Origin of the sequence: Streptomyces sp. DT2A-34 (assembly GCF_030499515.1) — a bacterium.
Lineage (GTDB): Bacteria > Actinomycetota > Actinomycetes > Streptomycetales > Streptomycetaceae > Streptomyces.
In genome coordinates this window covers 815,957-840,595 of sequence record NZ_JASTWJ010000001.1, presented here as the reverse complement: position 1 = coordinate 840,595, position 24,639 = coordinate 815,957, and the positions used below count along the sequence as shown (strand labels likewise).

Annotated in this window: 22 protein-coding genes and 2 pseudogenes; 17 read left to right on the top strand and 7 right to left on the bottom strand. The window is 71.5% G+C overall.

Annotated elements, in window-relative coordinates; genetic code table 11:
* The first annotated feature begins 43 nt into the window (after positions 1–43).
* From QQM39_RS03505 to QQM39_RS03495, 3 genes are all read left to right on the top strand, one after another.
* Positions 44–649 carry a TetR/AcrR family transcriptional regulator gene (locus tag QQM39_RS03505; protein WP_301995124.1) on the top strand — a complete coding sequence of 202 codons (606 nt, stop codon included), beginning with the start codon at positions 44–46 and terminating at the stop codon, positions 647–649.
* On the top strand, positions 646–1,641 hold the full coding sequence (locus QQM39_RS03500) for a DMT family transporter (protein ID WP_301995123.1): 996 nt from the start codon (positions 646–648) through the stop codon (positions 1,639–1,641). The genes QQM39_RS03505 and QQM39_RS03500 overlap by 4 nt, the downstream gene beginning before the upstream one ends.
* Before the next feature lie 119 nt (positions 1,642–1,760).
* On the top strand, positions 1,761–3,278 hold the full coding sequence (locus tag QQM39_RS03495; protein WP_301995122.1) for an SDR family NAD(P)-dependent oxidoreductase: 1,518 nt from the start codon (positions 1,761–1,763) through the stop codon (positions 3,276–3,278).
* A gap of 85 nt (positions 3,279–3,363) precedes the next feature.
* Here the strand turns inward: QQM39_RS03495 and QQM39_RS03490 are convergent, their stop codons facing one another.
* Both QQM39_RS03490 and QQM39_RS03485 read right to left on the bottom strand, forming a co-directional pair.
* Positions 3,364–4,140 (bottom strand): SDR family oxidoreductase, encoded by a 777-nt coding sequence (locus QQM39_RS03490; protein ID WP_301995121.1) that lies wholly within the window; start codon positions 4,138–4,140, stop codon positions 3,364–3,366.
* Between the two features lie 25 nt (positions 4,141–4,165).
* Complete coding sequence (locus QQM39_RS03485; RefSeq protein ID WP_301995120.1) at positions 4,166–4,561, bottom strand: hypothetical protein; 396 nt, start codon at positions 4,559–4,561, stop codon at positions 4,166–4,168.
* 473 nt (positions 4,562–5,034) lie between these two features.
* On the opposite strand from QQM39_RS03485, the gene QQM39_RS03480 reads away from it, so the two are divergent.
* From QQM39_RS03480 to QQM39_RS03465, 4 genes are all read left to right on the top strand, one after another.
* Complete coding sequence (locus tag QQM39_RS03480) at positions 5,035–5,208, top strand: hypothetical protein (protein ID WP_301995119.1); 174 nt, start codon at positions 5,035–5,037, stop codon at positions 5,206–5,208.
* 283 nt (positions 5,209–5,491) lie between these two features.
* Entirely contained in the window at positions 5,492–6,070 is a 579-nt protein-coding gene (locus QQM39_RS03475; protein ID WP_301995118.1) for a TetR/AcrR family transcriptional regulator, read from the top strand.
* A gap of 16 nt (positions 6,071–6,086) precedes the next feature.
* On the top strand, positions 6,087–7,274 hold the full coding sequence (locus QQM39_RS03470; protein ID WP_301995117.1) for a GDSL-type esterase/lipase family protein: 1,188 nt from the start codon (positions 6,087–6,089) through the stop codon (positions 7,272–7,274).
* 11 nt (positions 7,275–7,285) lie between these two features.
* Complete coding sequence (locus QQM39_RS03465) at positions 7,286–7,603, top strand: hypothetical protein (RefSeq protein ID WP_301995116.1); 318 nt, start codon at positions 7,286–7,288, stop codon at positions 7,601–7,603.
* Between the two features lie 3 nt (positions 7,604–7,606).
* Here the strand turns inward: QQM39_RS03465 and QQM39_RS03460 are convergent, their stop codons facing one another.
* On the bottom strand, positions 7,607–8,965 hold the full coding sequence (locus tag QQM39_RS03460; protein WP_301995115.1) for an amidase: 1,359 nt from the start codon (positions 8,963–8,965) through the stop codon (positions 7,607–7,609).
* A 248-nt stretch (positions 8,966–9,213) separates the two neighbouring features.
* Between QQM39_RS03460 and QQM39_RS03455 the strand changes: the two genes are divergently transcribed.
* Both QQM39_RS03455 and QQM39_RS03450 read left to right on the top strand, forming a co-directional pair.
* Positions 9,214–11,058: a family 20 glycosylhydrolase gene (locus QQM39_RS03455; protein WP_301995114.1), complete on the top strand. Its 1,845-nt coding sequence runs from the start codon at positions 9,214–9,216 to the stop codon at positions 11,056–11,058.
* Positions 11,059–11,094: 36 nt separating this feature from the next.
* Complete coding sequence (locus QQM39_RS03450) at positions 11,095–12,645, top strand: alpha-L-fucosidase (RefSeq protein ID WP_301995113.1); 1,551 nt, start codon at positions 11,095–11,097, stop codon at positions 12,643–12,645.
* Between the two features lie 58 nt (positions 12,646–12,703).
* Here the strand turns inward: QQM39_RS03450 and QQM39_RS03445 are convergent, their stop codons facing one another.
* Positions 12,704–13,138 (bottom strand): hypothetical protein, encoded by a 435-nt coding sequence (locus QQM39_RS03445; protein WP_301995111.1) that lies wholly within the window; start codon positions 13,136–13,138, stop codon positions 12,704–12,706.
* A gap of 88 nt (positions 13,139–13,226) precedes the next feature.
* Between QQM39_RS03445 and QQM39_RS03440 the strand changes: the two genes are divergently transcribed.
* Positions 13,227–13,898, top strand: coding sequence for a metalloregulator ArsR/SmtB family transcription factor (locus QQM39_RS03440; RefSeq protein WP_301995110.1), 672 nt, complete (start codon positions 13,227–13,229; stop codon positions 13,896–13,898).
* A 27-nt stretch (positions 13,899–13,925) separates the two neighbouring features.
* On the opposite strand, the pseudogene QQM39_RS03435 reads toward QQM39_RS03440, so the two are convergent.
* A pseudogene (locus QQM39_RS03435) lies at positions 13,926–14,042 on the bottom strand (LacI family transcriptional regulator); the annotation flags it as partial.
* Positions 14,043–14,073: 31 nt separating this feature from the next.
* On the opposite strand from QQM39_RS03435, the pseudogene QQM39_RS03430 reads away from it, so the two are divergent.
* Both QQM39_RS03430 and QQM39_RS03425 read left to right on the top strand, forming a co-directional pair.
* A pseudogene (locus QQM39_RS03430) lies at positions 14,074–15,137 on the top strand (glycoside hydrolase family 38 C-terminal domain-containing protein); the annotation flags it as partial.
* Between the two features lie 89 nt (positions 15,138–15,226).
* Positions 15,227–16,042, top strand: coding sequence for an N-acetylmuramoyl-L-alanine amidase (locus tag QQM39_RS03425; protein WP_301995109.1), 816 nt, complete (start codon positions 15,227–15,229; stop codon positions 16,040–16,042).
* Between the two features lie 33 nt (positions 16,043–16,075).
* Here the strand turns inward: QQM39_RS03425 and QQM39_RS03420 are convergent, their stop codons facing one another.
* Positions 16,076–16,228: a hypothetical protein gene (locus QQM39_RS03420; RefSeq protein WP_301995108.1), complete on the bottom strand. Its 153-nt coding sequence runs from the start codon at positions 16,226–16,228 to the stop codon at positions 16,076–16,078.
* A 165-nt stretch (positions 16,229–16,393) separates the two neighbouring features.
* On the opposite strand from QQM39_RS03420, the gene QQM39_RS03415 reads away from it, so the two are divergent.
* Together QQM39_RS03415 and QQM39_RS03410 are read left to right on the top strand one after the other, a co-directional pair.
* On the top strand, positions 16,394–19,696 hold the full coding sequence (locus QQM39_RS03415; protein ID WP_301995107.1) for a tetratricopeptide repeat protein: 3,303 nt from the start codon (positions 16,394–16,396) through the stop codon (positions 19,694–19,696).
* Positions 19,697–19,768: 72 nt separating this feature from the next.
* On the top strand, positions 19,769–20,041 hold the full coding sequence (locus QQM39_RS03410) for a hypothetical protein (protein WP_301995105.1): 273 nt from the start codon (positions 19,769–19,771) through the stop codon (positions 20,039–20,041).
* Here the strand turns inward: QQM39_RS03410 and QQM39_RS03405 are convergent.
* A complete protein-coding gene (locus tag QQM39_RS03405; protein WP_301995104.1) occupies positions 20,031–20,732 on the bottom strand; it encodes a FadR/GntR family transcriptional regulator in 702 nt (233 codons plus the stop codon). The two genes, QQM39_RS03410 and QQM39_RS03405, sit on opposite strands and share 11 nt — an antisense overlap.
* Before the next feature lie 196 nt (positions 20,733–20,928).
* Here QQM39_RS03405 and QQM39_RS03400 point away from each other — a divergent pair, with 196 nt between their 5' ends.
* Genes QQM39_RS03400 through QQM39_RS03390 form a run of 3 tightly spaced genes read left to right on the top strand, consistent with a single transcriptional unit; the run spans position 20,929 to position 24,624 of the window.
* Positions 20,929–21,999, top strand: coding sequence for a sugar ABC transporter substrate-binding protein (locus tag QQM39_RS03400; protein WP_301995103.1), 1,071 nt, complete (start codon positions 20,929–20,931; stop codon positions 21,997–21,999).
* A 20-nt stretch (positions 22,000–22,019) separates the two neighbouring features.
* Positions 22,020–23,606 carry a sugar ABC transporter ATP-binding protein gene (locus QQM39_RS03395; RefSeq protein ID WP_301995102.1) on the top strand — a complete coding sequence of 529 codons (1,587 nt, stop codon included), beginning with the start codon at positions 22,020–22,022 and terminating at the stop codon, positions 23,604–23,606.
* Positions 23,599–24,624: an ABC transporter permease gene (locus QQM39_RS03390; protein WP_301995100.1), complete on the top strand. Its 1,026-nt coding sequence runs from the start codon at positions 23,599–23,601 to the stop codon at positions 24,622–24,624. Before QQM39_RS03395 ends, QQM39_RS03390 begins: the two co-directional genes overlap by 8 nt.
* Positions 24,625–24,639 lie beyond the last annotated feature (15 nt).

Here is a 24,639-nt window from a genome sequence, read left to right as displayed (position 1 = left end):
TCCCCTACGCTAGGTAGACCTACCTACCTAGTGTGGAGCTGTGTTGAGCGAGACGGATCTGAGTACGACGGCGAGCGGAAGGCGGCGTCCGGCCCGGGAGCGGCTGCTCGAGGCGGCGGCCCGCCGCTTCTACGCCGACGGTGTCGCCGCGACCGGCATCGACACGATCACCGCCGAGGCCGGCGTGGCGAAGATGAGCCTCTACAACAACTTCTCCTCCAAGGCCGACCTGGTCAGGGCCTACCTCGACGCCCGGCACCAGGAGTGGCTCGGCCTGTACCGGACCCGCCTGGAGCAGACCCAGGGCCCGCGCGACGGCGTCCTCGCGGTGTTCGACGCCTACGCCGACCACGCGGCGTTCGCGTACGAGCACGGCTTCCGCGGCTGCGGGCTGCTCAACGCCGCCGCGGAACTCCCGGCCGGAGATGAAGGCCGGGCCGTGGTGCGCGCCCACAAGGAGGAGGTCGAGCGGCTGATCGCCGACCACCTGGAGCGGCTGCTGTCCGACCGGCCCGACGAGGCGCGCGCGACGGCCGAGCACCTTGCCTTCCTCCTGGAGGGCGCGATGGCACGCGCCGGCCTGGAGGGCGACGGCGACCGTCTCCGGCGCGCCCGCTCCCTGGCAGCCGACCTGCTGGACCGTCTGTGAGGCGGCGCGCCGGACACGGCCGGTCCGCGGGGACGGGCGCGCTGTGCGTACTGGTGGCTTCAGTTCTGTGGGGTACGACGGGCACGGCCGCCACCTTCGCCCCGGGGGTGGGCCCGCTCGCGATCGGCGCCGTCGCCATGGGCATGGGCGGACTGCTCCAGGCCCTCGTCGCCGCCCCGCAGATCACCCGCCACGCTCCCCGCCTGTGCGAGCAGCGCGGCACGGTGCTGCTCGGTGCCGTCTCGGTGGCGGTCTATCCCCTGGCGTTCTACAGCTCCATGCACCTGGCCGGAGTCGCCGTGGGCACCGTGGTGTCCATCGGCACCGCCCCGCTCGCCTCGGCCCTGATCGAACGCGTCGTGGACGGCCGCCGGCTCACGCCCCGCTGGATGCTCGCGGCCGGCCTCGGCCTGCTCGGCACCGTCCTGCTGTGCGTCGCCGAAGCCGCCCATGCCGCCGACGACACCGGACGGGCCTCTGTGGCCGCCACGCTGCTCGGCGTCGGCCTCGGGCTCGTCGCCGCCGGCACCTACGCCCTCTACTCCTGGGCCGCGCACCGGCTCATCACCCGCCGGATCCCCTCCCGCGCGGCGATGGGTGCCGTCTTCGGACTCGGCGGACTGCTCCTCGTGCCCGTTCTCGCGACGACCGGCGCCCCCCTCATCAGCTCCTGGTCCAACGCGGCGGTCGGCACCTACATGGCGCTGGTCCCGATGTTCGCCGGCTACGTCCTGTTCGGCTGGGGCCTCGCCCACGTCCCGGCCAGCACCGCCACCACCCTGTCCCTGCTCGAACCGGCCGTCGCGGCCGTCCTCGCCGTCCTGGTCGTCGGCGAACGCCTCCCCGCCACCGGCTGGACGGGCATCGCACTCGTCATCGCCTGCCTCGGCGTCCTCACCGCGCCGGCAGCCGGCCGCCGACACCGATCCGGCGAGACGGCCCCGAGCGACGAAGCGGCCCAGGGCGACCTGGTACGCCCCAGCGCGATGTAGAGCGCTCATCGCCGCGGCACCCGGTTTTTGGAGGACCGGCCCGGCGCTCCGTACAATTCCCCGTTCGAAAGCGGACGCGGTCGGAGCGCCGCGCGGGTGATCAGGGAAACGGCAGCGCGATGACGGTGACAGAGGAAGGCTCGGCGACGACGCACGAGGTCGTGCACGAGCCGGGTGACGAGGTCGTGTACGGCCCCGGCATCGACCCGGAGCGGCTGGCCGTCTGCCTCGGCGTGCTCGAGGAACTCGACAAGCTGGAGGTCGACCACCCCGACGCCATCGCCGTGCGCCGGGCCACGGCCGGCATCTACCGCACCGTCAAGCAGCGCCGCCGCCAGGAGCGCCGGGCCGCCAAGACCGCGCACGACAAGGCGGTCACGGAGGCCACGGCGACCGGCTCCGCCCAGCGCATCGACGACGAGACCGAGGGCCTCCTGCCCTCGTCGGCCACCGAGGAGGGCAGGGTCGCGGGGATACTCCAGCGCCCGCGCTCCTGCTACACCTGCAAGACCCGGTACGTGGAAGTCGACTACTTCTACCACCAGCTCTGTCCGGACTGCGCCCGGCTGAACCGCGGCAAGCGCGACGCCCGCGCCGACCTCACCGGCAAGCGCGCCCTGCTCACCGGCGGCCGCGCCAAGATCGGCATGTACATCGCGCTCAGGCTGCTGCGTGACGGCGCGCACACCACGATCACCACGCGCTTCCCGAAGGACGCCATCCGCCGCTTCAAGGCCATGGACGACTCCGCGGACTGGATGCACCGCCTGGAGGTCGTCGGCATCGACCTGCGCGACCCGGCCCAGGCCGTGGCCCTCGCCGACCAGGTCGCCGAGGCGGGCCCGCTGGACATCCTCATCAACAACGCGACCCAGACCGTACGCCGCCTGCCCTCCGCCTACGCCGCCCTGGTCGAGGGCGAGAGCGCCCCGCTGCCCGCCGGTGAGCTCCCCGCCCACCACGTCATCGGCGCCTTCAACTCCGGCGCGGTCGACGGCCTCGCCGCACTGCCCCTCGGCACCAGCGGTCTCGACGCGCAGAAGGTCGCCGACCTCGCCCTGGTCGCGGGCAACGCCAGCGTGGCCCGGCACCTCGACGGCACCGCCATCGACGCGGGCGGCCTCGTCCCCGACGTCGTCGACAGCAACACCTGGGTGCAGACCATCGAGCAGATCTCCCCGGTGGAGCTCCTCGAGACCCAACTGTGCAACTACACGGCGCCGTTCCTCCTGATCAGCAAGCTCCGCCCGGTGATGGCCGACGCCGCGAAGAAGGCGGCGAGCGGACGCGCGTACGTCGTGAACGTCTCCGCGATGGAAGGCGTCTTCGGCCGCGGCTACAAGGGCGCGGGCCACCCGAACACCAACGCCGCGAAGGCCGCGATGAACATGGTCACGCGGACCAGCGCCCAGGAGATGTTCCAGAGCGACGGCATCCTCATGACCTCGGTCGACACGGGGTGGATCACCGACGAGCGTCCTCACTTCGACAAGCTGCGGCTCGCCGAGGAGGGGTTCCACGCTCCGCTCGACCTGGTCGATGGCGCGGCGCGGGTGTACGACCCGGTCGTGCGGGGTGAGGCGGGCGAGGATGTGTACGGCGTCTTTTTGAAGGACTACGCGCCGGGTAAGTGGTAGGTCCCTACTGGGGTGGGGCGAGGGGGTCGGCGGGAGGCTGCGGGATGTAGGGGGCTGGTCGCGCCCACGCGGCGGAGCCGCACATCTATACAGCCTCGCGCCCTGGGCCGGCCGCGCGCGCCGCGCGTACCCGCGTACCCCCGTCCACCAACAGGTCCGCCCCCGTCACCCACTCCGCCGCGTCCGACGCCAGCCACACCACCGCCCGCGCCACATCCTCCGGTTCCCCGATCCGCCCGAGCGGCAGCCCGGCTGCCACCTCCTCCTCGCCCGGCTCCCACACGAACCGTGCCATCTCGGTGCGGACGAGGCCGGGGGAGACGGAGTTGACCCGTACCTTCGGGGCCAGTTCGCCCGCGAGCTGCTGGGTGAGGTGGGCGAGGGCCGCCTTGCTGGTGCCGTAGGCGCCGATGCGGGGGCCGACATGGGCGGCGCCCTCCGTGCAGACGTTGACCACCGTGCCGCCGTGCTCGCCCATCCAGGCCCGCCAGGCGCACTGGACGAGCCGTAGCGGTGCCTCGACGTTCACGGCGAACGCCTCGCGCCAAGCCAACGGGTCGACGTCCATGAGGGGGCCGTACGGCAGGTTGGTGGCCGCGTTGTTCACCAGCACGTCGATCCGGCCGAACTCGCGCAGGGCCAGTTCCACGACCGCCCGCAGATGATCGGGGTCGGCCACGCTGCCGGCCGCCCCGACGCCGCCCAGCTCGGCGGCGGTCCGCCGCACCTCGTCGGCGTCCCGCGCGGTCACGCACACGAGCGCACCGGCCCGCACCAGATGCTCGGCGACCGCTCGGCCGATGCCGCGCGTACCGCCCGTGACGACGGCGGCCCTGCCCCGGAGTGCGTACGACGACGTCATCGCCGTACCGTCTCATGACGGGTCGTCAGTCAACAGCCCCGAGACGCGAGTGCCGTGCGGCCACCAGCTCCAGGACCGTGCGCCAGTCCTCCAGGACCCCGGCGTCGAATCCGGTTGCCCGGCTCTCCTCGATCGCCAGGCGCAGGCGCAGCACGTCTTCGTCGGTGCCGGGGTTGTGGCGGCGCACGAGGCGGTGGACGCGTTCGCCGAGCAGCGGCCGTACGGCTTCCGCCGCTTGCTCGGTGCGGCGGATCTCGTCGCCGGGGCACAGCAACCGCCCGATGTCGTGCACCAGGCCCGCCACTTGGAGCTCCTTGTCGGCGGGGCGGCTGCGGCGCAGCAGCGCGGCGGTCCGCAGCGCGGGCTGGTGCGGGCAGGCGTACAGCAGATCCATCAGCTCTTCGACACTGCGCAGCTCCATGCGTCAGTCCTCCCGCCGGACAAGCCGTTGCCGTACGGCAGCAGACCATGGCCGCCTTGCGAATCGGCCAACGGGACTTGAACTGCGCGGCGTGCTCGCGTTCCGCGCCGGACAAGAAGATGATGTTGACCCGAACGAGTGGCTTTCAAACGGGGCGTATCGTAACAAACAGATGAATAACCGGGCCGGCAAATACCGGATGACTCCGGATAGTTACACCTTGTTTGCAGCCCCATCGAGCGGGCACCCGCTCATTTGGTTAATCTGTAGCGGACGGACAGCACTACAGGGTCCCAACCCACACCCACGGTCCGTCCCGGGACAAGCCGGTGTACAACAACCTGCTCGCACACCAGTTACCGGCGCCACCGCGTCCGAGCCGACTTTGAATAAGACCCGAGCGGGCGTCGACTACCGGACCGCAGACTGGACCGGCCCGCCCCGAGGGTGATCCGACACAGAAGGAGTGCGCGGTGACACCTGAGAAGACGAATCGCGAACAGCGCCCCAAGGAACGCACGGAGCGCACGGGCGGCCGGTCGAAGGAGATCGGCAGTCTCGATGTGTGGGCCAGGTCCGCACCCATCCGCCTGGCGGGCTACGAGGACGACCTCGCCGAGCCCCACATCCTGCCCAGCGTCGACTGACGGGGCAGAACCCTTCGCGATCGCCGACCGCATGGGCGTGTGTGACTCACGCCCATGCTGATCAGAGAAGCCGCGGCCGACTACTGGCCGCGGATTTCGCGTTTTTGACGCCGGATCGTCGGCGCCGACGGACTTCATGGTCCACCTGGGCCCTGAGTCCGCACCTGAGTCCGCCCCCGACTGCGGCCGCGGCATCGCTTAGGTGCCGGCCTCCATGCCGTCCCTGTTTGCCTAAAAGTCTTAGGTAAATGCATAATCGCTTCTGGCGAAGGGGAGGACGGTTGTGGCACGCGTAGGACTGACCACGGAACGCCTGGTCCGGGCGGGTGCGGAGCTGGCCGACGAGGTCGGCTTCGAGCAGGTGACCGTGTCGGAGCTCGCCCGGCGCTTCGACGTCAAGGTCGCGAGCCTGTACTCGCACGTGAAGAACTCCCAGGACCTCAAGACGCGGATCGCCCTGTTCGCGCTCGAGGAGCTGGCCGACCGGGCCGCCGAGGCCGTGGCCGGCCGGGCCGGCAAGGACGCGCTGGTCGCATTCGCCGACGTCTACCGCGACTACGGCCGCGAACACCCCGGCCGTGCCGCCGCCGCGCGGATGCCGCTCGACCCCGAGACGGCGGCCGCCAGTGCGGGCGTCCGGCACGCGCAGATGACGCGGGCGATCCTGCGCGGCTACGACCTGACGGAGCCGGACGCGACGCATGCCGTACGGCTCCTGGGCAGTGTCTTCCACGGGTACTCCAGCCTGGAGACGGCGGGCGGCTTCAGCCACAGCGCCCCCGACTCCCAGGAGACCTGGATCCGGATCCTGGACGCTCTCGACGCCCTGCTGCGCAACTGGCCCACCGCGCCCACCCCCTGACCGACAGGCTGAGGACATGGACACCGAGCACGACTGGATCAGCACGCCCGTCACCGCCGACCTCCTGCGCGGCGCCCTCGACGTCGAGCGCACCGAGCACGGCGTACTGCCGCACCGGCTGCCCGCCCGGGCGCGCGCCCAGAACACCGACGGGCAGCTGGCGATGGCCGAGTCACAGCCCTCCGGCGTACGGTTGGCCTTCCGCACCCGGGCCACCGCCGTGGAACTGGACACGCTGCCCACCAAGCGCGCCTATGTGGGCGCCCCGCCCCGCCCGCACGGCGTATACGACCTGCTCGTCGACGGGCGCCTCACGGGACAGGGCAGCGTGACCGACGGCAACGTCGTGACCGTCGACATGGCCGCCGGCACCGCCGAGCACCGGCCCGGCCGGCCCGGCACCCTCCGCTTCACCGGGCTGCCCGACGGCGACAAGGACGTCGAGATCTGGCTGCCGCACAACGAGACCACCGAACTGATCGCCCTGCGTACCGACGCCCCCGTGGAGCCCGCGCGGGATCCGGACCGCAGGGTCTGGCTGCACCACGGCAGTTCGATCAGCCACGGCTCCGACGCCGCGAGCCCCACCGTTGTCTGGCCCGCGCTCGCCGCCTCCCTCGGCGGCGTGGAGCTGATCAACCTCGGCCTGGCCGGGAGCGCCCTGTTCGATCCGTTCACCGCCCGCACCCTGCGCGACACCCCCGCCGACCTGATCAGCGTCAAGATCGGCATCAACCTCGTCAACCTGGACCTGATGCGGCTGCGCGCCTTCGGCCCCGCGGTGCACGGCTTCCTCGACACCATCCGGGAAGGGCACCCGGCGACACCGCTGCTGGTCGTCTCGCCCATCCTGTGCCCGATCCACGAGGACACGCCCGGCCCCTGCGCCCCCGACTTCAGCGCTCTCAGCACCGGACGGCTGCGGTTCGTCGCCATGGGCGACCCGGCGGAACGCGCCGGCGGCAAGCTGACGTTGGGCGTCATCCGGGACGAGCTGTCCCGCATCGTGAAGCAGCGGGCGGCCGACGACCCGAACCTGCACTACCTCGACGGCCGCGAGCTCTACGGCGAGACCGACTCCGCCGAACTCCCCCTCCCCGACGACCTCCACCCGGACGCCGCCACCCACCGCCGCATCGGCGAACGCTTCGCGCGGCTGGCGTTCACGGCCGAGGGCCCCTTCGCGGGAGAGACCGGAAAGTGATGATCAACGGCGTGAGCGAACGAGACCATGACGACAGACTCGCGCACCTGTGGGAGGAGCACATGCGCGCGCCGTTCCCCGCGGGCTTCCGCGGAGTGGACTACGACGGGGTGGATCTGGTCCTGCTCGACGCGGACGTCGCCGGGCTCGTCCAGCGGGAGCTCGACGGCGGGCTCGACGAGGAGGGTGTGGCGATCCTCTGGTCGTGCATCGCGGGCCTCGACAAGGTCCTGCCGCTGATCGACGACGAATACTGCGCGTCCTACTACAGGAGACTGCCTGCGGCGGCCGGAGTCACGGCAGCGCGCCACATGCCCAGCGCGATCTGAGGACTACGACGACACCGCCTCGTCCAGCGGCGCCGTCCGCTGCCAGGGCCGCAGCTTCTCGATCTGCTCCGCCAGGTCCAGCAGCTCCGCCTCCGAGCCCGGACGCCCCACCAGCTGTATGGCGCAGGGCGCTCCGGAGGGCAGCGTGCCGAAGGGGATCGACATCGCGGGCCAGCCGGTGAGGTTCCACGGCGGGGTCAGCGGCGAGTAGGTGGTGTTGGCCATGATGTTGCGCAGCCAGCCCCGCTCGTGCCAGGGCTCGGACTTGGGGGAGCGGCGGGCGAGGGCGGGGGTCAGGAGCACGTCGTACTCGGCGAAGAACGGCTCCAGGCGCCGGCGCAGCTGCTCCCGGCTCTCGCTGCCCCGCACCTGACGCAGGAAGCGCCGGCCGACGGCCGCGTGGACCCGGGTCCGGCGGGCGAGCCGGTGCGGGTCGAGGCCCTGGGAGTCGACGGCCGTGCCCGCCGTCCAGTGGGCGAGCGAGGTGAGGCCCAGCGACATCGGGTAGGGCGGGTTGGCGCGCCGTACCTGGTGACCGGCCTTGATCAGCAGCCCCGCGGCCTCCCGGGCGGCGGTCGTATACGGCTTGCTGACGGCGACCCCGGCGAGTGGGCTGCGCAGGGACACGGCGATCTTGTGCGTGCCGGGTGCCTTCGGGAGGGCGACCTCGGTGCCGGCGATGACCGACAGCATCAGCCGGGCGTCCTCGACCGTGGTGGCCAGGGGGCCGTTCTCCGACATGCCGAACCAGTCGCCGTCGCTGATGCCGGCCGGGACCACGCCGGTGCCGGGCTTGATGGTGACGAGGCCGCAGTTGGCCGCCGGTATGCGCAGCGAGCCCATGCCGTCGTTGCCGAGGGCGATCGGCGCCATGCCCGCGGCGACGGCGGCCGCGCTGCCGCCGGACGAGCCGCCCGCCGTGCGCGAGGTGTCCCACGGGTTGCGGGCGGTGCCGTGGACGCCCTCCGTGGTGCCGAAGACGCACAGCTCCGGGACGTTCGTCAGCCCCACGACCACCGCGCCGGCCGCCCGCAGCCGGGCCACGGTGATGTGGTCGTGGTCGGCCGGGGTGTCCGGGGTCGCCGCGGAGCCGACGCGGTTGGACTCGCCGTGCACCGCGAGGTTGTCCTTGACGGCCACCGGCACGCCGGCCAGGGGCAGTTCGGCGAGGTCGGCACGCGAGCCGACCTCGTCGGCCTCGGCGAGCGCCGCCTCGGCCCGGACCACCCGGAAGGCGCCGACGCGGCCGTCCAGCCGCTCGATACGGGCCAGGTGCTCGGCCACCACCTCACGGGGCGTGGCCCGCTTCTCGCGTACGGCGGCGGCGATCTCCGCGGCGGTCCGGCCGACCCAGCTGGTCACGGGCGCTCCTCAGTGCTTACTCGCGAGTATGTAGCAGCACTCTGCCGGGCGGCGCGCCCGGAGTCGAGGGGGTGCGGCGCTTGGATATTCGGGAAGGTCTTCTTGGACTTTTCACGACAGCGCTCCTCGGCGGGCCCTGCTGACCTGCGCATCATCCGATCAATGAGTCATGGCAGCGCCTTTCGCGGCCCATTGACAGCCCCTGGGGCCCGCCCAATGATCAGACATCCGATGAATGGGGGTGTCTCATGAGGAGACGCTTGAGAACGGCCGGTGTCCTGGCGGCGCTGACGCTGTTCTCCGCGGCGTCGGTGTCGGTGTCTGTGCCGGCGGTCGCGGAGGAGGAGCAGGGGGCGCCGGTCACGGTGCCGGCCCTGACCGACTGGACACCGGCAGCCGGCAGCTACACCTACGAGCGCTCGGCCCGCCTCGTGGCCGACAGCGCGAGCGAACGGCGGGTCGCCGACACCCTCGCCGGCGACCTCCGCGACGCGGGACACGGCACGGCTGCCGTGGTGCGCGGCGGCGCTCGACCCGGTGACATCGTTATCGACGTCCGGCCCTCCCGGACCTCCCTCGGCGCGGAGGGCTACGAACTCGGCGCCGGCAAGCGGCTGTCGGTGACCGCGGCGACCGAGACCGGCGCCTTCTACGGCACCCGCACCCTCCTCCAGCTCCTGGCCAGGAGCGACCGCGTCCCGGCCGGCCGTACGGTGGACGTACCGCGCTACAAGGAGCGGGGTGTCGGCGTCTGCGCCTGCTACATCCACGTCTCGATGCCCTGGCTGGAGAACCTGGTCCGCGAGATGGCGTACCACAAGCTCAACCAGCTGCTCCTCGAACTGAAGGTGAGGAGCGACGCCCATCCCGAGGCCAACACCTGGGGCTACTACACCAAGGACGAGATACGGCGGCTGGTCGCCCTCGGCAACCGCTACCACGTCGAGATCATCCCCGAGATCAACTCTCCCGGCCACATGGACCCGTGGATCGAGAACCGCCCGGACCTCCAGCTGGCCGACTCCGACGGCACCAAGCAGCCCTCGCGCCTCGACATCACCAGGCCGGAGGCCTTCGCCTACTACGCGGGCCTGATCGACGAGTACGCCCAGGTCTTCACCGCCACGTCCTGGCACATGGGAGCCGACGAGTACATGCTCGGCTCCGACTTCGCCAAGTACCCGCAGATCCTGAAGTACGCGCAGGACAGATACGGCCCCGACGCCACACCCCAGGACGCCTTCATCGACTTCGTCAACCGCGTCCACGCCCACGCGGCCGCCAAGGGCAGGAAGCTGCGCATCTGGAACGACGGGCTCACCGGCGCCAACACCGTCCCGGTGGCCGCGGGAACGACGGTCGAGCACTGGCTGAACGTGGCGGTGAAACCGAGCCGACTCCTCGCCCAGGGCTATCCGTTGATGAACGCGGCATACGCCCTGTACCTGGTCCGCGGCGGCTTCCACAGCGACACCAAGGGGCTGTACGACCAGAGCTGGGACCCGCGCGGCTTCGAGGGCGAGAAGCTCTCCTCCAGCGACGGCATCACCGGCGCGAAGATCAGCCTCTGGCCCGACAACGGCCGCGGCGAGACCGAGAACGAGGTCGCCGCCGCCCTGTGGCCCGCGCTCCGGCACATCGCCCAGGCGACCTGGGGCGATCCCCACCCCGACGCCACCTACGCCGAGTTCACCGCACGCGGCACGGCGGTCGGGCACGCGCCCGGGTGGCGGGACCTGACCCGGGTGCCGGTGGCGGACGGGTCGTACACCTTCCGGACGGGCGGCCGCTCCTTCACCACCGAGGTCGCGCGCACGGCCGACGGTTACGTGACCGTGCGGACGGCCGACGGCTGCCTTGAGGTGCGCGGCGGAAAGCTCACGCTCAACGTGCCGTTGCAGCCGGGCGTCGAGGCGGCGCCGCAGACATGCGATCCCGGGAACACCCTCCAGCGCTGGCAGTTGGAGCCCGCAGCCGGTGGCTACCACCTCGTCAACGCCATCACCCGGATGACGGTGAGCGTGGCCTTCGACGGCCGGCTCCTGCAGTACCCGCCGGACCAGCGCACGTCCGCCGTTTGGCACCTGAGCTGAGGACCGACCTGAGGACCTGACCAGAGGAGCCGCCCCATGGCCGTATCCCGACGTGTCTTCGTCGCGACAGCCGCCGCCCTCGCCGTGACCGGCGCCACCAGACCCGCCCTGGCGGCACACCGAGCACCCGCCGCCACCGAAGACCTCCGGTACCGCATCCCCGTCAGCCCCGACGACACCGAGGCGGACCTCGTCCGCAAAGCCTCCCAAGTCCGCCCCACCGCACGGCAGATCGCCTGGCAGCGCCTGGAGCGCACCGCGTTCCTGCACTTCGGCGTGAACACCTTCACCGGCCTGGAATGGGGCACGGGCGACGAGGACCCGGACGTGTTCCAGCCGACCGGCCTCGACACCGACCAGTGGGCCCGCGCCCTGCGCGACGGCGGCTTCCGGCTCGCCGTCCTGACCGTCAAGCACCACGACGGCTTCGTGCTCCACCAGACCCGCTACACCAACCACTCGGTGGCATCGAGCAGTTGGCGCGACGGTCAGGGCGACGTCCTGCGTTCCTTCGCCGACTCCATGCGGCGGCACGGCATCAAGGTCGGCGTCTACGTCTCGCCCGCCGACGAGAACCAGTACCTCCACGGCGTCTACGCCAACGGCAGCGCCCGCACCGACCGCACCATCCCCACCCTCGTCGACGGCGACGACCGCACACCGCCACGGACGTACACCCTCCCGGCCACCGACTACGGCGCCCATATGCTCAACCAGCTCTACGAGGTCCTCACCGAGTACGGCCCGGTCGACGAGGTCTGGTTCGACGGCGCGCAGGGACGCATCCCGCCGGACAAGGTGGAGAAGTACGACTGGGACAGCTGGTACGCCCTCGTCCGCTCGCTCGCGCCGGACGCCGTGATCGCCGTGTCCGGCCCGGATGTGCGCTGGGTCGGCAACGAGGGCGGGCTGGCGCGGGAGGACGAGTGGAGTGTCGTACCGGTCCAGGAGAAGGACTACGGCCGGACGGACTACGCCCTCGCCTACGACGCCCCCGACATGGGCAGCAGGGACGCCCTGGTGAAGGCCCGGCCGGTCGCCGACCACCTCCAGTGGTGGCCGGCCGAGTGCGACGTGTCCATCCGGGACGGCTGGTTCTACCACGCCGACCAACAGCCCAAGAGCGTCGAGCAGTTGACGGACATCTACTTCCGGTCCGTGGGCCGCAACTCGGTGCTCCTGCTCAACATCCCGCCGGACACGGACGGTCTGCTGCCCGCGGCGGACGTGGTGCGGCTGAGGGAGTTCCGCGAACGCGTGGAGCGCGAGCTCCCGCGGGACCTGGCACGCGGCGCCCGGACCACCGCCTCCCCGGGGCGCATCACCGTCGACCTCGGCGAGGAGCGGGAGGCGGACCGGATCCGGCTGGCGGAGGACATCGGGTACGGGCAGCAGGTGGAGAGCTTCGTCGTCGAGGCGCATCGCGACGGTGCCTGGACCGAGGTGACCAGGGCCGGGACGATCGGCGTGAGCCGGATTGTGCTGCTGGCGGCTCCGGTGCGGGCCCGGCGGTGGCGGGTACGGGTGACCGGTTCGCGGGCCGCGGCCCGGCTCGTGGAGTTCGGGCTGTACCGGTCGAGGGTCTGACCGGTTGCGTGGGGCGGTCACCAGGGCTTCGGCGGCCTGGTGACCGCCCTCCCTCGCGTCAGCGCGGTCCGGCGCGGTGATGGCGCTGGGCGAGCCGCGCCAGTGCGACCGCGCCGAGCAGCAGGCCGAAGTCGCGCAGCGCGATGTCGTAGTAGTCGGGAATCGTCAGCAGGTTCACGATGATCCCCGCGAGCCAGCCGGCCACCAGCCAGCCCCCGAAGCGCGGCGCCACCGCGACGACCAGACCGGCGACGATCTCGATCACGCCGACGGCATACATGGCGGCCTGCGCGCTGCCGGGGACGATGTCGTCGATCCACGGGGCGAGGTAGACCGGCCAGTCGACGAGCAGGTTGGCGAACTTGTCCAGCCCGAACAGCACCGGTGCGACGGCGAAACCCACGCGCAGGATCCAGAAGGCCTGGTAGCCGGGGTCCGTGGTGATGGCATGCCGCCCGCTGGCGGGCGTGGCGGTCGAGGATGCGGACGACATGGCGCCCTCCTTCTATGAACAATGTCTGTTATCGATAGAAGCGCATCGTGTCTCTTTAGTCAATGCCGGTTGGTTTTACACTGTCCTCGTGGACCACTCGAAGGACGCACCCCGCGACGACCTCTCCGCCATCGCGGCGCTGGAGGAACCGACGCGCCGCCGGCTGTACGAGCATGTGGCGCGCAGTTCGGGCCCCGTGGGCCGGGACGAGGCCGCCCGGGCCCTGGGGCTGGCCCGGCAGACAGCGGCGTTCCATCTGGACCGCCTGGCCGGCGAGGGGCTGCTGGACGTCGTCTACCAGCGGCGCAGCGGGCGAACGGGGCCGGGCGCCGGGCGGCCGGCCAAGCTGTACCGGCGTTCGAGCCGGGAGGTTGGCGTGAGCCTGCCCGAGCGGCGCTACGACCTGGCCGGGCGACTGCTGGCCCAGGCGGTGGAGGAGTCCGACGCCACGGGCGAGCCGGTACGCACGGTGCTGCACCGCAAGGCGACCGCGCTGGGCGAGCGGCTGGGCGGCCAGTCAGTGACCGGAGTCGTGGACCTGCTGGAGCGGTACGGCTTCGAGCCGCGCCGTGAGGGGGAGGCCGTCGTCCTCGGCAACTGCCCCTTCCACGTGCTGGCGCGCGGGCACACCGAGACGGTGTGCGGGATGAACCTCCACCTGGTGCGCGGTGCGCTCGCCACCTCGGGCGACACCTCGTTCGAGGCGCGCCTGGCGCCGGCTCCGGGCCAGTGCTGTGTGGTGCTGGAGCCGGCCCCCTGAGCCCGACCGGAGGATCCGGCGAGGCGATCAGTCGGTGCGGGCCGCCCCCGTGCTCTCCCGTGCGATCAGCCGCGGCACCGGTACCCGCACGGTCCGAGCCGGCCCTCCGTCCAGCAGCGCCGTCAGCTCCGTCGCCGCCGTACGGTCCCCGGCCCGGGGGCGGACGCCCACGCCACGGCCCGCCGGCGGCCACGTCCTGGACAACGGCCTGCTGCGCGTCGAGATCGACGGACAGGGCCTGGTGGTATCCGTGTACGACATCCAGTCCGACCGCGAGACGATCGCGCCGGGCAGGTCCGCGAACCTCCTCCAACTCCACCCCGACTTCCCGAACATGTGGGACGCCTGGGACGTCGACGAGTTCTACCGCGACACGGTCACCGACCTGACCGAGGCCGACGAGGTCACCCCCGGCGACGACGAGGGATCCGTGCGGATCGTCCGGTCCTTCGGCGCCTCCCGCGTCACCCAGGTGCTGTCGCTCGCGCCCAGGGAGCGGCGGCTGCTGGTCGACACCGAGGTCGACCGGCACGAGACCGAGAAGTTCCTGAAGCTCGCCTTCCCGCTCGACGTGCACGCCGAAAGGTACGCGTCGGAGACCCAGTTCGGGCACTTCTTCCGCCCCACGCACACCAACACCAGCTGGGAGCCGGCCAAGTTCGAGACCTGCAACCACCGCTTCGTGCACCTGGAGGAGCCGGGCTGGGGCGTCGCCGTCGTCAACGACTCGACGTACGGCCACGACGTCACCCGCACGGTCCGCGCCGACGGCGACCGCGGTACGACCACCACGGTGCGCGTCTCCCTCCTGCGTGCCCCGCGCTTCCCCGACCCCGAGACCGATCAGGGCGTCCACCGCTTCCGGCACGCCCTGGTGCCGGGCGCGGGCATCGGGGACGCGGTGCGCGAGGGCCGGCGGATCAACCTGCCGGAGCGGTCGGTGAGGGGCGCGCGAGAGGTGGCGCCCCTGGTGACGGTGGACCGCGGGGCCGTCGTCATCAGGCCGTCAAGCTGGCCGACGACGGCAGCGGGGACGTGGTGGTGCGCCTCCACGAGGCCCACGGCGGCCGGGTACGGGCCACGCTGGCGGCGGACTTCGAGGTCGCGGACGTCATGGCGACGGACCTGCTGGAACGCCCGCTGCCGGAGGCGCCGTCGTACGACGGCGCGCGCGTCGCTCTGCGCCTGCGGCCCTTCGAACTGGTGACGTTGCGACTGCGCCGGGCGCCCGTCCACTGACGGCGAACTGCGGCGCGCCGCAGTGAGACCGGCGGCAACTGGCCCCACACTCAAGGCGGTTGGCGTTACCTCGCGCCTTGGAGGCATCCATGAAGCTCGTCACGCGCGCCCAGCTCGGCTGGCCCGCATCCGCCGCACCGACGCAAGAATCGACCAAGGGCGTCAAGGTCCACTACGAAGGCACGTCGGTCAGTGTCGAACTCCTCAAGGACCACGACCTCTGCATCGCAGAGTGGAAGTCCATCCGGTCCTCCCATCTGGCGAACAAGGAGGAGAACTACTCGGACATCGCCTACAACTACGGCGCCTGCCCGCACGGTCATCTCCTGGAGGGCCGCGGCCTCGGCAAGCGCACCGGGGCGAACGGCAACCAGCCCCTCAACCGCGCCCACTACGCGATCGTCGGCCTGGTCGGCGACAAGGGGCTCACCAAGCCGACGGACGCGATGCTCGGCGCGATCCGTGACGGCATCGAGCTGCTGCGCCGCCATGGTGCCGGCAACGAGATCAAGGGGCACAAGGACGGCTTCGCCACCGCGTGCCCCGGAGAGCACCTGTACGCGTGGGTGCGGAAGGGCGCCCCGCGGCCCGGCGGCTCGCCGACCGTTCCCGGCCCGCGGCCGGTGATCGACGTGTCGAAGCTGGTCGCCGCGGCCCTGCACGATCCGGCGAAGGCGGGCACGCCCGTGTCGTACGCCGGGGTGAAGACCGTGGAGAAGGCGCTCGTCGCGGAAGGTCTCCTCGAAGCGAAGTACGCGGACGGCCACTTCGGTGGGGCGACCGTCAAGGCGTACTCCGCCTGGCAGCACCGCTGCGGATTCTCCGGCGCGGACGCCAACGGCATTCCCGGCCAGACGTCACTGGTCGAACTGGGCCGACGGCATGGGTTCGACGTGAAGTCGTAGCTCGGAGACGTCCCGCCGAACGGGCCGTCGCGGTCAGGAGTGGATCAGCTCGAGCAGCCAGCCGATGACCGTACGGGCCGAAGCGGTGATCGAGCCGATGAGCAGGGCCCGCGCCAGCGGCCTGCACTCCGTATGGGTGGCCCGGTCGCACAAGGCGGGGCCGTCGGACTTGCGGTCAAGGGACATCGTTCCTCCAGGTGAGGCGTTGGCGGTCCGGCTTGGGACAACCGGTCGCCGACGAGCCTCGGGCCCATTTCGGCGCGCTGCCTCAGTTGCGACGAGCACACCGGTGGGACGCGAGCTCGCGCCGGTCACGCGCACGGGACCGACCCGGTGCGAGAGCATGGTGCGATGAGCGGCGACCACGGGGGCGGACCCACAAGGCGGCCGCGGCGGCTGGAACGGGCACGGGTGGGGCCGGGCCCGTTGGGCGATCTGAAGAACTTGCTGTACCGGGTGTACCTGGCGGCGGGTGCCCCGACGCTGGACGAGATCGTCGAGGACATCGCGGCAGACGATTCCCTGACCGGGGCACCCGGGCGTGACACGGTCCGACGCTGCATCAGTGCACCCGATGTGCCTGCCAACCAGGCCGACGTGCTTGCCGTGGCAGTCGTACTCGGCCGTCGCGCCGCCTGGAGCCGCGAGGAACTGACCATCAGGGTCAGCGAGTTGTGGGTCGATGCGCACCTCGACGAGCAACCGGGCAAGCCGCTCTGCGCGGTCTGCGACCCCTTCGCGCTGGAAGTGCACCGGGCCATCGACCTCGGCCCGCCTGCGGCCGGCACGGCGCTGCCGGAATTGCCGGTCTACGTCGCACGCGCCCACGACGCGACGCTGCTCACCGTCGTGGCGGAGGCCGCGGCGGGCAGCAGTCGTCTCGTGACGCTGGTGGGCGAGTCGTCCACCGGCAAGACACGCGCGTGTTGGGAAGCCCTGCGCGCCCTGCCCGCCGGATGGCGCCTGTGGCACCCGATCGACCCCACGAGGCCCGAGGCGGCCCTCGCCGAACTCGCCCTACTGGCGCCGCGCACCGTGGTCTGGCTCAACGAAGCCCAGCACTACCTCCTCACCCCCGCCGCCGACCACGGCGAACGCGTCGCCGCGGGGCTGCGTACCTTGCTGGACGACCCGCGCCGCGCACCGGTGCTGGTGCTGGGCACGATGTGGCCCGAGTACTGGACGAGGCTCACCACCTCACCGGCCGCACGGACCGGCGTGGATCCCCACGCCCAGGCCCGCGCGCTGCTGACTGGTCACGAATTGCGGGTCCCGGCCGCCTTCAGCGGACCGGACCTGAGGGCGGCCGCCCGACACGCGGAGCACGACCCGCGCCTGAAATACGCCGTCGAGCACGCGGAGCAGGGGCAGATCACCCAGTACCTGGCCGGCGCTCCCGCCCTGCTGGAGCGGTTTCGCACCGCGCCTGCCGCGGGCAGGGCCCTGATCAAGGCCGCCATGGACTCCCGGCGTCTCGGGCACGGCCTCGCCCTGCCCCTGAAACTGCTCGAAGCCGCTGCCGAGGGCTATCTCACCGACGATCAGTGGGATCTGCTCGGTGACGACTGGCTGGACGCGGCCCTCGTGCAGGTCGCCACACCTCTGCGCGGCACCCGCGGTCCCCTCAGCCGCATGCGGCCACGGGGCGGACGGACACTGCAGGCGGAACCTTGCCTCAGACTCGCTGACTACCTCGACCAGCATGGCCGCGGCATCCGGCGTACGGCCCCCGTTCCCGAAGCACTGTGGAACGCGCTCGCCGTACATGCGGCCCCGGGCGACCAGCTCAAGCTCGCCCGGGAGGCCCGCGATCGAGGGCTTCTCCGTATCGCGGCCCGTCTGTACGACTCGGCCGCGGGGGCGGGCGCCCCTGGCGCTCTCGTGGCCTTGGCCGACATGCTGGACGAAGCCGGGCGCCCGGACGAGGCCCTCGACTGCTGTCGGCGTGCGGCGGAAAGCGGGGGCGTGCTCGTCATCTGGGCCGCGGCGGAGATGCTGCACGACAACGGACGTGCCGGCGAGGCCCTCGCCTGGTTCCGACGTGCGGCCGAAGCCGGTGACGAGCGGGCGGTGCGAGCGGTGGCGGAGCTGCTGGAAGAGGCGGGCGGCGCCGAGGAGGCGATCCCCTGGTACCAGCGTGCCGCCCGCGCCGGTGACCGCCACGCCCTGCGGGTGGCGGCCCACCTGTTGAACCAGCTGGGCCGGACGGACGAGGCCATCGCTTGGCTGAGACCCTGGGCGGAGGGCGGCGACGGCCAGGCAGCGCGCATCATGGCCAGATTCCTTGGCCGGGCGGGCCACCTGGAGGAGGCCGCCGAGGCCTATGGGCGCGCCACCGCCCTCGGTGACCCGCATGCCGCACGGGAGATGGCCCTTTTACCGACACGGCCTGGCCGGGGGACCGGTGCCAGGTCCATGAGGGACTCGGCTGCCGGCCGCCCCGATACGACGGAGAGCGAGGCCGAGCCGCGGGCTGGTGAAAGCACGGAGGAGACGCTCGCGCGCTTGCGGGGCCGCGCCGATGAGGGCGACGGGCAGGCCATGCGGGCCATGGGGGAGACACTGCGGGACGCCGACCGCACGGACGAGGCGTTGGCATGGCTGCGCCGTGCTGTCGACGCCGGTGACGCCGGCGCCATCGTGCCGCTCGGCGACATGATGGCCGAGGCCGGCCGTATCGACGAGGCACTGGGCTGCTATCGGAGAGCCGCGAACGGCGGGGAAGCCGGCGCGGTGTGGGCGGCGGCACGGATGCTGAACGAAGCCGGACGTGTGGACGCGGCGCTGGACTGGTACCGGCAGGCCGCCGAGGCGCACAGTGACGGACACCAGTGGATGGCGACTCGCGCGTCAGCTGGGGAGCAGCGGCTGGAAGAGGTCGTCGCATGGCTTGAGGGCGTGGCAGACGACGGTGACCGCGAGGCCGAGCAAGTCGTGGCTGCCAGGCTCGGGGAGACCGGCCGGGTCAGGGAGGCGGTCGACCGGTACCGGCAGGCTGCCGAGGTCGGCATCGACGATGCGGTGGAGACCGCTGCCGAACTGCTGGCCGAAGTGGGCGAGGTCGACGAGGCGCTCGACCTGCTCCGGGAGGATGCCGACGTCGGCGACACCGACGCGCTGTGGGATCTGGCGAGCATGCTGCGCGAGGCCGGGCGAACGGAAGCCGCGATCGCTGCCTACCGCCGGGCTGCGGCAGCGGGCAGCGAGGACGCCGTGTGGTCCCTGGCCGCCCTGCTGTGCGAGGAAGGCCGGGCGGTCGATGCCCGCGACTGGCTGCGCTTCGCCCCACCCGGGTGCACGCCGATGTCGGGCACCGAGATCGTGGACACCGTGGCCGGGATGCTGGACGAGGCCGGCCACCTGGACGAGGCGATCAGCTGGTACCGGCATGCCGCCGACGCCGGAAGCCGCCTTGCCCTGGAGCGGGCCGTCGAACTGAGCGCTGAGACGGGCCGGACGCAGGAGACACTCGGCTGGCTGCAGCGCAGGGCGGAAGGCGGAGACACACAGACGGCACGGACCATGGCCGAGATCCTGGCCAAGGCGGGTCGGGTCGACGAGGCGTTCACCTGGTACCGGCGTGCGGCCGAGCAGGGCGACCCGTATGCGGCCCGGGAGGCCGCGGACATGTTCGCGCGGGCCGGCCGACCATAGGATGCCCTCCTGTGGCTGCGGGAGCACGCACAGGTCACAGGAGACGTCAACTGCCTGTGGAAGGGCGCCGGGATGCTCCTGGAAGGGGGCCGCATCGACGAGGCGGTGGCCTGGTACCAGCAGGCCGCCGACTGCGGTTACCCGCTCGCGCTGCCGCGGGCGGTGCAGTTGCTGCACACCGCCGGTCGGACGGACGAGAGCCTGCGACTGCGCCGGTTCGGCTGGGAACCGGACGGCTCCATCGCCGGGCCCTGGCAACCGCGGGCTCCGGGCGGCGCACCGGGCCGGAGCACCGCTGGCGAGGGCCACGTCCAGACCACCGCGCGAGGTACGGTCACGTACTGAGCTGCGCCCTCAGCCACTCCTCCACCTCGCCCACATGCGCGGCCGCCGCGGCCCGTGCCGCCTCCGGGTCGCGGGCGACCAGGGCGCGGTGGATCGCGGCGTGCTCGCGGCGGGTGCGGGCGAAGGCGCCCTCCTCCTGGTAGCCGCGCCAGACGCGGGCGCGGAACGTGCGGGAGGACAGGCCCTCCAGGATCGCGGCCATGGTCTCGTTGCCGGCGGCGGCCGCGATCTCGCGGTGGAAGGCCAGGTCGTGGGCGAGGATCTCCTCGGGGTCGTCCGTGGCGTTCATCGCCGTCAGGTGCTTCTCGACCTCCGCGAGCTGGTCCGCCGTGATGCGCGCCGCCGCCAGGGCCGTCGCCGTCGACTCCAGGATGCGGCGCACCTCGAGGAGTTCCACCAGACGCGGGCCGCGGGAGAGGTCGGCGACCACGCCGAACGTCTCCAGGAGGTCGCCGGCCTCCAACTGCGTGACGTAGATGCCCGAACCGTGCCGGGCCTCCAGCACGCCCAGTACGGTCAGCGCCCGGATCGCCTCCCGCATCGAGCTGCGGGAGATGCCGAGCCGGCCCGCCAGATCGCGTTCGGTCGGCAGCCGCTGGCCGGGCTCCAGCCGTCCCTCCGCGATCATCGCCTTGACCGCTTCGATGGCGCGCTGCGTCACGGTGCCCTTCTGCGGGGCTGTCTCGTCCACGCCGTTCCTCCTGTCGCCCGAGGCGCCTGAGGGTGCCCGGTGAGCGGCAGTGTAATCACCAGGGTGGTCGGACCACTACGGCCGGAAACGGCGAAAATCCGCTGCCGAAGGGTGTTGTATCGGCGAAGTGGTCTGATAAATATGCGGGCATCTGCTCGGACCATGTGCTCGAACACGCTCAACGAGGAGCCGCCAGATGCACGGCACAACAGCGCGGAAGCAGAACAGCTCACGCAGGGGCAAAGCGGTGGCCGCGGTCGTCGGCGCCTCGCTCGTGCTCGCCGCCTGCGGCAGCACCAAGGACACCGGCGCCGCGAGCGCCGAAGGCGGCGGCAGCGGCGAGGTCGGGGTGATCCTGCCCCTGCTGACCTCGCCGTTCTGGCAGTCGTACAACGACTACGTGCCGAAGATGGCCGACTCCGAAGGCGTCGACACGCTCAAGACGGTCAACTCCAACAGCGACCCCTCTCAGCAGATCACCGACATCAACAACCAGCTCAACCAGGGCGTGAAGGGCCTGGTCGTCGCCCCGCTGGACAGCGCCGCCATCGAGGCCGGCCTCGACCAGGCGGAGCGCAAGGGCGTGCCGGTCGTCGCCGTCGACGTGGCACCCGACAAGGGCAAGGTCGCGATGGTCGTACGGGCCGACAACGTGGCGTACGGCGAGAAGGCCTGCCGGTACCTCGGCAAGCAGATCCCCTCCGGCAAGGTCGTACAGATCATGGGCGACCTGGCCTCGGTCAACGGCCGTGACCGCTCCGAGGCGTTCCGCGCCTGCGTGAAGAAGAACTTCCCCAAGCTGAAGGTCCTGGAGATACCGGCCAAGTGGGAGTCCGACACCGCGGCCTCCAAGCTGGACACCCTCCTGAACGCCAACCCCGACATCAAGGGCATCTACATGCAGGCCGGCGGCGTCTATCTCGCGCCGACGCTCCAGACCCTCAAGTCCAAGGGGATGCTGAAGAAGGCCGGGCAGGCCGGTCACATCACGATCGTCTCCAACGACGGCATCCCGCAGGAGTACGACGCCATCCGCAAGGGCGAGATCGACGCGACCGTCTCGCAGCCCGCCGACCTGTACGCCAAGTACGGCATGTACTACATCAAGGCCGCGATGGAGGGGAAGACCTTCCAGCCGGGCCCGACCGACCACGACTCGACCATCGTCAAGCTGCCCAGCGGCATCCTGGAGGACCAGCTGCCCGCCCCGCTGGTGACCAAGGACAACGTCGACGACCCCAAGCTCTGGGGCAACACGGTCGAATGAGTACGCAGGTACGGAATACCGTGATCACACCCCTCGTCGAGGCGCGCGACATCGTCAAGCGCTACGGCCCCACCACCGCCCTCGCCGACGGCCGCCTCACCGTCCTCCCCGGCGAGTCCCACGCCCTCGTCGGCCGCAACGGCGCCGGCAAGTCGACCCTGGTCAACATCCTCACCGGCCTCCAGGCCCCCGACGAGGGCGAGGTCCGCTTCGACGGCGAACCCGCGCCCGCACCGGCCGACCGCGACGCCTGGCGCCGCAAAGTGGCCTGCGTCTACCAGAAGCCCACCCTCGTCCCGCAGCTGACGGTTGCCGAAAATCTCTTCATCGCCGAAATCCACGCCGCCAAGTCAACGAGGCCGAGCCTCAGGGGCGGCCGGGGGTCCGGGGGTTGTCCCCCGGACAAGCACAGCATCAACCGGCAGCCTCTGCAGCGCGGATTCATCAGCTGGCGCAGGCTGCGCGCCGAGGCCGCCGAACTGCTCGACACCTGGGACGTACACGTCGACCCCGAGGCCCGCACCGCCGACCTCAAGGTCGAGGACCGCCAAATGCTGGAGATCGCCCGGGCGTTGAGCTTCGGCGCCCGCTTCATCATTCTCGACGAGCCCACCGCCCAGCTCGACAACCGCGAGATCGAGCGGCTCTTCACGCGGATGCGGGCGCTGCAGGACTCCGGCATCACCTTCCTGTTCATCTCGCACCATCTCCAGGAGGTGTACGAGGTCTGCCAGACCGTCACGGTCCTGCGCGACGCCCGCTGGATCACCACCGCCCCGGTCGCCGAACTCCCGCGCCGGGCCCTGGTGGAGGCCATGGCGGGGGAGTCCCTCGAGACCATCGCCGAACAGGCCGTACAGCAGCCGGAAGTCGGTCACGACGCCCCCGTTCTGCTGGAGGCGCGGGGGCTGACCTCACCGGCGTACCAGAAGATCGACCTCACCGTCCGTCGCGGCGAGGTCGTCGGACTCGCCGGGATCAGCGGCAGCGGCAAGGTCGAACTCGCCGAGTCCTTCGCGGGACTGCACACGCCGACGGCAGGTACGGCCCAACTCGACGGCAGACGGCTGCCGTTCGGCGATGTGCGGACCGCGCTGAAGGCCGGTGTCGCCTGTGTCCCCCGCGACCGGCACGACCAGGGCCTCGTCGCCGGCATGACCATCGGTGACAACGCCACCATGAGCGTCCTCGACCGGCTCGGCCGCTTCGGCTTCGTCGGCACCGACCGCAAGCGCGGCTTCGCCCACGCCCTCATCGAGCGCCTCGACATCCACACCCAGGGTCCCGACCAGCCCGTCTCCGACCTGTCCGGCGGCAACGCGCAGAAGGTCGTCATGGCCCGCGCCCTCGCCTCGGACCCGCGGCTGCTGGTGCTGATCAACCCGACCGCGGGCGTCGACGTGAAGTCCAAGGAGTCCCTGCTGGCCCGCGTGGACAGCGCCCGCGAGGACGGCATCGCCGTGCTCGTCGTCTCCGACGAACTCGACGACCTGCGCCGCTGCGACCGCGTCCTCGTCCTCTTCCACGGCCGTGTCGTCGCCGAGCACCCGGCGGGCTGGCGCGACCACGAGCTGATCGCCTCCATCGAAGGAGTGGACCATGGCTGACACCAAGGCCCCACCGGTTACGCCCGTCAAGGTCCCCGATCCCCGTGCCGCCAAGGCCGTCTTCCTTCGCCGCGCCCGTGAACTCGCCCTCGTACCAGCCCTGTTGCTGCTCATGGTGCTCGGCGCGGTGGTCAACGACTCGTTCCTCACCGAACGCAACCTGATCTCCATCCTCGGCGCCTCCGCCGCGCTGGCCATGGTCGTGCTGGCCGAGTCGCTCGTCCTCATCACCGGCAAGTTCGACCTGTCCCTGGAGTCGGTGGTCGGCATCGCGCCCGCCGTCGGAGCGCTCCTCGTGCTGCCCGCCGCCCAGTCCGGCTGGGGCACCGAACTTCCCGCCGCCCTCGCTCTGCTGGCGGTCCTCGTGGTCGGCGCGGCCGTGGGTGCCTTCAACGGCATCCTGGTCGTGAAGTTCAAGCTCAACGCGTTCATCGTGACGCTCGCGATGCTGATCGTCCTGCGCGGTCTGCTGGTCGGCGCGACCGAGGGCAAGACGCTGTTCGGGATGCCCGACAGCTTCTACTCCCTCGCCACGACCACGTTCCTGAACATCCCGATGTCGGTGTGGCTCGCGGCGGCCGCCTTCGCGATCGCCGGGTTCGTGCTCAAGTACCACCGCGTCGGACGCGCCCTGTACGCCATCGGCGGCAACGCGGACGCCGCCCGCGCGGCCGGCATCCGGGTCGAGCGGGTGATGCTCGGCGTGTTCGTGGTCGCGGGGACGCTGGCCGCCGCCGGCGGGATCATCCAGACCGGCTACGTCGGGGCGATCAGCGCCAACCAGGGCAACAACATGATCTTCACCGTGTTCGCGGCCGCGGTGATCGGCGGCATCAGCCTGGACGGCGGCAAGGGCACCATGTTCGGCGCCCTGACCGGTGTACTCCTCCTCGGCGTCGTCCAGAACCTGCTCACCCTCGCCCAGGTCCCGTCGTTCTGGATCCAGGCCATCTACGGCGGGATCATCCTGGTCGCCCTCATGATCGCCCGCGTGACGACGGGCCGGGCCCAGGACTGACCCACGCCCTCCCCA

Excerpts from the sequence above, each read along its gene's own strand:
- QQM39_RS03495 (WP_301995122.1), top strand. The coding sequence starts at position 1,761 with ATGACGGTGACAGAGGAAGGCTCGGCGACGACGCACGAGGTCGTGCAC.
- QQM39_RS03490 (WP_301995121.1), bottom strand. The coding sequence starts at position 4,140 with ATGACGTCGTCGTACGCACTCCGGGGCAGGGCCGCCGTCGTCACGGGC.
- QQM39_RS03485 (WP_301995120.1), bottom strand. The coding sequence starts at position 4,561 with ATGGAGCTGCGCAGTGTCGAAGAGCTGATGGATCTGCTGTACGCCTGC.
- QQM39_RS03470 (WP_301995117.1), top strand. The coding sequence starts at position 6,087 with ATGGACACCGAGCACGACTGGATCAGCACGCCCGTCACCGCCGACCTC.
- QQM39_RS03455 (WP_301995114.1), top strand. The coding sequence starts at position 9,214 with ATGAGGAGACGCTTGAGAACGGCCGGTGTCCTGGCGGCGCTGACGCTG.
- QQM39_RS03450 (WP_301995113.1), top strand. The coding sequence starts at position 11,095 with ATGGCCGTATCCCGACGTGTCTTCGTCGCGACAGCCGCCGCCCTCGCC.
- QQM39_RS03445 (WP_301995111.1), bottom strand. The coding sequence starts at position 13,138 with ATGTCGTCCGCATCCTCGACCGCCACGCCCGCCAGCGGGCGGCATGCC.
- QQM39_RS03425 (WP_301995109.1), top strand. The coding sequence starts at position 15,227 with ATGAAGCTCGTCACGCGCGCCCAGCTCGGCTGGCCCGCATCCGCCGCA.
- QQM39_RS03420 (WP_301995108.1), bottom strand. The coding sequence starts at position 16,228 with ATGTCCCTTGACCGCAAGTCCGACGGCCCCGCCTTGTGCGACCGGGCC.
- QQM39_RS03415 (WP_301995107.1), top strand. The coding sequence starts at position 16,394 with ATGAGCGGCGACCACGGGGGCGGACCCACAAGGCGGCCGCGGCGGCTG.
- QQM39_RS03410 (WP_301995105.1), top strand. The coding sequence starts at position 19,769 with ATGCTCCTGGAAGGGGGCCGCATCGACGAGGCGGTGGCCTGGTACCAG.
- QQM39_RS03400 (WP_301995103.1), top strand. The coding sequence starts at position 20,929 with ATGCACGGCACAACAGCGCGGAAGCAGAACAGCTCACGCAGGGGCAAA.
- QQM39_RS03390 (WP_301995100.1), top strand. The coding sequence starts at position 23,599 with ATGGCTGACACCAAGGCCCCACCGGTTACGCCCGTCAAGGTCCCCGAT.